The 5,971-nt window shown below is 69.2% G+C and carries 5 protein-coding genes and 1 pseudogene; 1 reads left to right on the top strand and 5 read right to left on the bottom strand.

The features are described 5' to 3' along the window. From WAL33_RS20280 to WAL33_RS20260, 5 genes and pseudogenes are all read right to left on the bottom strand, one after another. Positions 1 to 340, bottom strand: a pseudogene (locus WAL33_RS20280) (hypothetical protein); the annotation flags it as partial. Positions 341 to 398: 58 nt separating this feature from the next. Continuing rightward, complete coding sequence (gene adhP, locus WAL33_RS20275; protein WP_422183678.1) at positions 399 to 1,433, bottom strand: alcohol dehydrogenase AdhP; 1,035 nt, start codon at positions 1,431 to 1,433, stop codon at positions 399 to 401. Positions 1,434 to 1,536: 103 nt separating this feature from the next. Further along, a complete protein-coding gene (locus WAL33_RS20270) occupies positions 1,537 to 1,932 on the bottom strand; it encodes a response regulator (protein WP_422183677.1) in 396 nt (131 codons plus the stop codon). 80 nt (positions 1,933 to 2,012) lie between these two features. Continuing rightward, the gene (locus tag WAL33_RS20265) at positions 2,013 to 2,633 is read right to left on the bottom strand and encodes a response regulator transcription factor (protein WP_422183675.1); all 621 of its coding nucleotides are present in this window, start codon (positions 2,631 to 2,633) and stop codon (positions 2,013 to 2,015) included. Then, positions 2,623 to 4,473 (bottom strand): PAS domain S-box protein, encoded by a 1,851-nt coding sequence (locus WAL33_RS20260; protein ID WP_422183673.1) that lies wholly within the window; start codon positions 4,471 to 4,473, stop codon positions 2,623 to 2,625. The genes WAL33_RS20265 and WAL33_RS20260 overlap by 11 nt, the downstream gene beginning before the upstream one ends. 230 nt (positions 4,474 to 4,703) lie before the next feature. On the opposite strand from WAL33_RS20260, the gene WAL33_RS20255 reads away from it, so the two are divergent. Continuing rightward, the coding region (locus WAL33_RS20255; protein ID WP_422183671.1) for an acetate--CoA ligase family protein at positions 4,704 to 5,971 on the top strand (1,268 nt) is incomplete at its 3' end.

Below are 5,971 nucleotides of genomic sequence, written 5' to 3'. Positions count from 1 at the left end.
GCGCTGCGGCGACCGCCATCGCCGGCAGGGCGAGGCTTTGGCCGTTCGGCGCATCCAGGAAGGCCAGCATGACGCCGAAAACGCCGGTGGCGCCGCCCCACGCCAGCAGAGACCAGAAGGCGCCGGTCAACCGGATCGCCAGCAAGCCGGCGATGGCTCCCAGCATCAGACAGACCTGCAACACCGAGGCCGAGGCCTCGCCGGCAAGGGGAGCGGCCAGCGCCAGCCCCGGCAGGATCCAGCGCGGGACAAGGCCCGAGCGCCGCGCGGCGGACCGCTTCGCGCGTTGCGCCACGGCGCCCAAGAAGGGCTCGCGCCGATGGCCTGAGGGATGGGTCATTTGGGAAATCTCCCGGGATATCCCGCTAGCGAGAGGTCAGCGGCCGCGCGGCCGGCGCTCATGACCGGTGCTCGAAATCGAGCACCACGCGCCCTTCGATCTCGCCGCGCGCCATGCGCTCGAAAATGCCGTTGATGTTCTCCAGCCCGTCGGCGTGGACGGTGGCGCGCACACGGCCGTCGGCGGCGAAGGCCAGGGCCTCCTGCAAATCCAGACGCGTGCCGACGATCGAGCCGCGCACCGTGATCCCACGCAGCACCGTGTCGAAGATCGGCAGGGGGAAGTCGCCGGGAGGCAGACCATTGAGCGACACCGTGCCGCCGCGCCGGACCATGCCCAAGGCCTGGGAGAAGGCGATGGGCGACACGGCGGTGACCAGGACGCCCTGAGCGCCGCCGATCGCCTTTTGCAGGTGTGGGCCGGGATCGGTGTCCCGGGCGTTGATCGTGATCTCGGCGCCCAGACTCCGCGCCAGTCGAAGCTTGTCTTCGTCGACGTCGACGGCGGCGACCTTGAATCCCATGGCCTTGGCGTACTGCACGGCCAGATGGCCCAGTCCGCCAACGCCGGAGATCGCCACCCAGTCGCCGGGCTTGGCGTCGGTGACCTTCAGGCCCTTGTATACAGTGACGCCGGCGCAAAGGATCGGCGCCACCTCCAGGAAGCCTAGGTTGGCGGGCAGATGGCCGACATAGTTGGCGTCGGCCAGCACGTATTCGGCGAAGCCGCCGTTCACGGAATAGCCGGTGTTGCTCTGGGCCTCGCAAAGGGTCTCCCAGCCGCCCAGGCAGTGGACGCAGTGACCGCAGGCCGTATGCAGCCACGGCACGCCGACCCGGTCGCCCGGCTGGACGTGCGCCACGTCCTCACCGACCTCGACCACCGTGCCCACGCCCTCGTGCCCCGGGATGAACGGGAGACTGGGTTTGATGGGCCAGTCGCCATGAGCGGCATGCAGATCCGTATGGCAAACCCCGCAGGCGGCGATCTTGACCAGAACCTGGCCGCGTCCGGGACTGGGCCGGGCAAGCGTCTCGACGACCAACGCCTGGCCGAAAGCCCGGACGACGGCGGCCTTCATGGTCTTGGGCATGGAACCCTCCGAGTGGCGGCCGGCCCGGCGAAGCGACCGCGCCTTGTCGGCAGGCATAGCGCCGACCAGGGGCGTTCGCAGTTGGGAGTAATACTTAGATCGGTCAGTGGGCGGCCATCGCGCGCTCGACGGCCTCGACCAAGCCGAACTCGACCAGCGGCTGTTCAAGGACCTGGCTGTAGCCGGCCGCCCGGGCCCGGGCGGCCAGTCGCGCGGATGGAAAGGCCGTAATCATCAGCGCCTGGCCCTGCCATCCCAGGCCGCGCAACCGCTTGAGGATCGACAGGCCGTCGATCTCGGGCATGCGGTAGTCGGCGACCAGACACACCGCGCCGAGCGCCGTGGGGTCGGCCAGCAGCGCCAGGCCCGAGGCGTAGGCGCGCACCTCGAAGCCGCGTCCATGCAACAGCAACTGCAAGGAGCGCCGCACCCCCGGATCGTCTTCGACCAGCAACAGCCGGGCGCGGTCTTGTATCTTGGTGGGAAGCGGTTGAGTCATGTCGACCTGCGTGCCTGCCCCAGCGAGGGCGAAAGTCCGCCATGCCATGACGCGCGATCACGGTCGTTACGTAGAGCTCCTTAGGCGGGATCGTGAAGATCGGCGGCGAAGGCGATCCGCAGCGCCTCCGAAAGGCTCCTGACCTGCAGCTTGGCCATCAGATTGGCGCGATGCACCTCCACGGTGCGCGCCGAGATGCCCAGGTCGAAGGCGATGGTCTTGTTGGGCAGCCCTTGGGCCATGCCCCGGAGCACGTCCTGCTCACGATGGGTCAGGGCGGCGATGGCCACCGCGGCGTCCGCCGCGCGCGCCGCGCGCGCCTCCACGTCGTCCAGCCGCCCGAGGGCGGCGTTGACGGCGGAGAGCAGCACGGTCTTCTCGAACGGCTTTTCGATGAAATCGACGGCGCCCCCCTTCATGGCCCGGACCGCCACACCGACATCGCCATGGCCGGTCAGGACCACGACCGGCATGGCGATGCCGCGTTCGGCCATCAGCTTCTGGACCTCCAGGCCGTCCAGGCCCGGCATGCGCACGTCCAGCAGGACGCAGCCGGGCTCGGCGTCCTTGGCCGCGTGCAAGAAGGCGTCACCCGAGGCGTAGGTCGAGACCGCATAGCCCGAAGTCTTCAGCATGAACCCGGCCGAGCGGCGGATCGCCTCCTCGTCGTCGACGATATGGACCATCCGGCTAGGGCTCATGGGCGTTCTCCTGCTCTACCTTGACCAGCGTGAAATGGAATTGCGAGCCGCCGCCCGGTCGCGCTTCGTGCCAGATGCGGCCGCCGTTGGCCTCGACGATCGTGCGGCAGATCGACAGCCCCAGGCCCATGCCTTCGGCCTTGGTGCTGACGAACGCCGTGAACAGCTGCGCGGCGATGCTCGGCGCGACGCCCGGGCCGTTGTCGGCGATCGTGACGCGCACCAAGCCATCGCCTTGGTCCCGCGAACATAGCCAGAGCTTGGAATGCTCCTCGCCGCCCATGGCCTCGACGGCGTTGCGCGCCAGATTGATCACCACCTGCTGGATCTGCACGCGGTCGATAAGCACGGGGGTGGCCGCGGCGTCGAGATCAAATTCCGGCTCCAGGCCCTGGTCGCGAGCGCCCATCAAACCCAGGGACGCGGCTTCGTGAATGACCGATACAAGGTCCTCGACGCTTTTCTCCACTTCGCCCCGGGCGACGAAATCGCGCAGCCGGCGGACGATATGGCCCGCCCGCAGGGCTTGGCTGGCCGCGTCCTCGAGCGCCTCGCGGATCATCGGCAGATCGTCGGGATCGGGCTTGGCCAGCAGATCGCGCACGGCTTCGACATAGTTGGCGACCGCGGTGATCGGCTGGTTGAGCTCGTGGGCCAGGGTCGAGGCCATGGTTCCCATGCCGCTGACGCGGGCGATATGGATCAACTCCGCCTGAAGCTCCTCCAGCCGGGCCTGGGTGCGCTGACGCTCGGTCAGGTCGCGGACGAAACCGGTGAACACCCGTGGGCCTTGACCGGTGGCTTCGCCGACCGACAACTCCATGGGAAAGGTCGTGCCGTCCTTGCGCAGTCCCACCACCACGCGCCCCTTGCCGATGACCTTGCGCTCGCCCGTCGTCAGGTAACGGTCGATGTAGCCGTCATGGTGCTCGCGGTCCGGGGAAGGCATCAGGCAGCGCACATTCTCGCCCAGCACCTCGGTCTCCTGAAAGCCGAACAGGCGCTCGGCGGTGGCGCTGAACGACAAGATCTTGCCCCGCTCGTCGATCACCACCATGGCGGAGGGAACGGTGGATAGGATCGAGCGCAGGTGCTCGGCTCCGGCGTCCAGGGCTCGCTCACTGGCGCGTTGATCGGTGACGTCGCGCACCACCTTGCCAAAACCCCTCAGGCTTCCGGCCGGGTCCTTGAGCGCGGTGATGGAGACATGGGCCAGGAACTCCGAGCTGTCCTTTCGCAGCAGCCAGGCCTCATGCTCCACCTTGCCTTCGGCCTGGGCGCGGGCCAGGTCGGAATGTGGACGGCCCGCCTGGCGAGCGTCGGGAGGGTAAAGGATCGCGACATCCTGGCCGACCACCTCGTCCTCGCTCCAGCCCATGAGTCTTCGCCCGCCGGCGTTCCAGATTCTCACCCGCCCCTGTGGATCCAGCAGCGAAATGGCGTATTCGTTGGCCCCGTCGATCAGCAGGTTCAGTTCGGCGACCAGGTCCTCGGCCTGCAGCGCCCGGGCCGCGGCGTTCTGTTCGCTGGTGGTGGAGCGCAGGCGCAACCGACCACTTCTGACGCCGACCAGGGTGATGCCTACGGCCGCCAGCAGGAAGGCCAGAGCCTCGACCAAGGCCGGAGCGTCCAGCCGGCCGTGACCGCTGAAGGCGAACCCGGCGGCCAAGCCCAGCGCCATCGCGCCAAGGGCGGGGCCGACACCGCCGAACGCGGCGGCCACCACGACGGGCGCGGTGAACAGCAGGTAGGCGCCCTGGGTCCCGAGCCAAGGCGTCAAGGCCCAGCGGATCGCGATCGCGAGCACGAAGGCGGCCAGCGCGAGGCGATAGCCTCTCATCTGGTCCCGCCGTCGGAGAGCCGAACCGGACGCCATGCCATAAACATCTTCCCCTGATCGCGGCGATCCCCCGAACCGCGATCCGATCATGCCCCTTCGCGCCGTGTCATACAAACAGGCTAGGTCCGCGTCGGGCCGCCTTCGGGATTCTACGGATGGCGCGCGGGCGTTGGGTCGGGTTCCTTGCCGCCCGCCCCCACCCGCCCAACTGCCCCTGATCCCGAGGACCCATGTCGCTGCACAATCTCGACGCCCTCCTCTCCCCCGCCTCAGTGGCCGTCATAGGCGGTTCCGATCGGCCAGGCTCGGTGGGCCGGGTCGTCGTCGACAATCTGCTTTCGGGAGGCTTCAGCGGTCCGATCCATCTAGTCAATCCACGCCCAGTGTCGGTGGCCGGCGCGACCTGGTCGGCGACCATCGCCGACCTGCCCGAGCCGCCCGAGCTGGCCGTGGTCGCCGTGCCGGCGCCCGCTGTTCCCCAGGTGATCGCCGAGCTCGCCGCCGCGGGAGTGAAGATCGCGGTGGTCCTATCGGCGGGGATCACCCTGGCCAATGGCTTGCGCCAAGCCATGCTGGAGGCCGCCAAGCCCTTCGGCCTGCGCATCGTCGGCCCCAACGGCCTGGGCCTGCTGGCCCCCCATGCTCGCCTCAACGCCTCCTTCGCCCGCGGGGCGCCCGCCCCAGGGGGACTGGCCCTGATTTCCCAGAGCGGAGCCCTGGTCAGCGGCGTGATCGACTGGGCCAACACCCGACAACTCGGCTTTTCAGGGATCGTGTCGATGGGCGACATGGCCGAGGTCGACCTGGGCGATCTGATCGATCTGTTCGCCGCCGATCCTCACACAGACGCCATCCTGCTCTATATCGAGGGCGTCACCGACGCGGCTAAGTTCATGTCGGCGGCCCGGGCCGCCGCGCGCATCAAGCCGGTGATCGCCCTGAAGGCCGGCCGCAGCGCCGCCGCTGGCAAGGCCGTCCGCTCCCATACCGGGGCCCTGGCCGGGTCCTATGAGGTCCACGCAAGCGCTTTCGAACGGGCGGGCCTCGTCCAGGTCGAGACCCTGAGCGAGCTCTTCGACGCCGCGGCGGTGCTGCGCGCCGGGCGAGATTTGGCCGGCGAGCGCCTGGCCGTCGTCACCAACGGCGGCGGGGCCGGCATCTTGGCCGTGGACGCCATGACCTCCACCGGCGGCGTCCTGGCCGAGCTCGGGCCGCTGACCCTGGATCGCCTGAACGCGGCTCTGCCCGCCGGTTGGTCGGGCGGCGACCCTGTCGACCTGGTGGGCGACGCCGGATCGGAACGCTATCGCCTGGCGTTGGACGCGGTGCTGGCGGATGACGGGGTCGATGCGGTCCTGGTCATGAACTGTCCCACGGCCCTCTCCAAGCCGGGCGACATCGCCCGCGGCGTCGCGGCCGCCATCGTGGCCGCCCGCGGACGCGGCGTGCGCAAGCCGGTGATCGCCTGTTGGCTGGGCGACGCCAATCAGGCTGCGGC

It is taken from the genome of Caulobacter sp., assembly GCF_049283275.1.
Lineage (GTDB): Bacteria > Pseudomonadota > Alphaproteobacteria > Caulobacterales > Caulobacteraceae > Caulobacter.
Note: the sequence above shows the minus strand (reverse complement) of the source record. Positions and strands in the feature narration are given on the sequence as shown.